Source organism: Calothrix rhizosoleniae SC01, from assembly GCF_900185595.1.
Lineage (GTDB): Bacteria > Cyanobacteriota > Cyanobacteriia > Cyanobacteriales > Nostocaceae > Calothrix_A > Calothrix_A rhizosoleniae.
On the sequence record NZ_FYBH01000444.1, the window covers coordinates 1 to 1,095 of the forward strand.

The following is a 1,095-nucleotide window of genomic DNA, read 5'->3' on the forward strand; positions in this document are numbered from 1 at the left end:
ATTTTAGGTTTAAAATCCTTGCATCTGTTATTTTTTCTGGCAAAAAGAATAGAAATAAAGAGGCTGGAACTACTCCCTACTCCCTACTCCCTACTCCCTACCCTCACTAAAAGACTTTTTCAGCAAGCCCTATTTAGTTATGCATTTTTCTTAACTCGATTTTAAATGGGCGAACCGGGAGTGTTAATTATTTACTTGGGATTAACCAAGCTTTCACGACCTTATTTAGTTACACTTTAGATAGATTATACAAATTAACTATTGGTAAATGATAATTATTGGAGAATTAATAAATGTTACAAGAACGCGACTATACATTAATTATTGACAAAAGTGGTAGCATGGCAACTCCTGATCAAAAGGGTGGTAGAAGTAGATGGGTTGCAGCACAAGAGTCTACATTCGCTTTAGCTAATAAATGTGAGCAATTTGACCCGGATGGAATTACTATTTACGTTTTTTCTGGTAGGTTTAAACGCTACGAAAATGTCACATCAAGTAAGGTCTCACAAATTTTTCAGGAAAACGATCCTTCTGGAACCACTGATTTAGCAGGGGTGTTGCAACATGCGACAGATAACTACTTTCAACGCAAAACAGCTCATCAAACAAAGCTGAATGGGGAAACCATCTTAGTGATTACCGATGGTGAACCAGATGATCGCAAAGCAGTCATGAAGGTAATTATTGAAACTTCTCGAAAAATGGATCGAGATGAAGAATTTGCGATTTCCTTTATTCAAGTGGGTAATGATCCCCATGCAACTCGTTTCCTGAAAGTATTAGATGATGAACTACAAGGAGCAGGAGCTAAGTTTGATATTTGTGATACCATTACAATGGAAGATATGGAAGACGTGAGTCTGACAGAAGTTTTATTAAATGCAATTACTGATTAGACTATTTGGGCTAATAACGTCTGGATAAATATTGAGATGCGCCTGGAATCAAGTCTATGATGGTGAAATTATTGGCGCTTCTCTATCAGACTTAGGCTGACGCATAATTAATTTATGGAGAAGGTTCATGGATGCGATCGACAAGCTGCTAAATGAACTCAAATCTGAATATAAGCAGCCACAAACTAAATCTATT

At 36.8% G+C, this 1,095-nt stretch carries 1 protein-coding gene; it reads left to right on the forward strand.

The genetic code is table 11. The features are described 5' to 3' along the window. Positions 1-293 precede the first annotated feature (293 nt). Positions 294-899, forward strand: a complete 606-nt coding sequence (locus CALSC_RS25165; protein WP_088243920.1) for a vWA domain-containing protein — start codon at positions 294-296, stop codon at positions 897-899. Positions 900-1,095 lie beyond the last annotated feature (196 nt).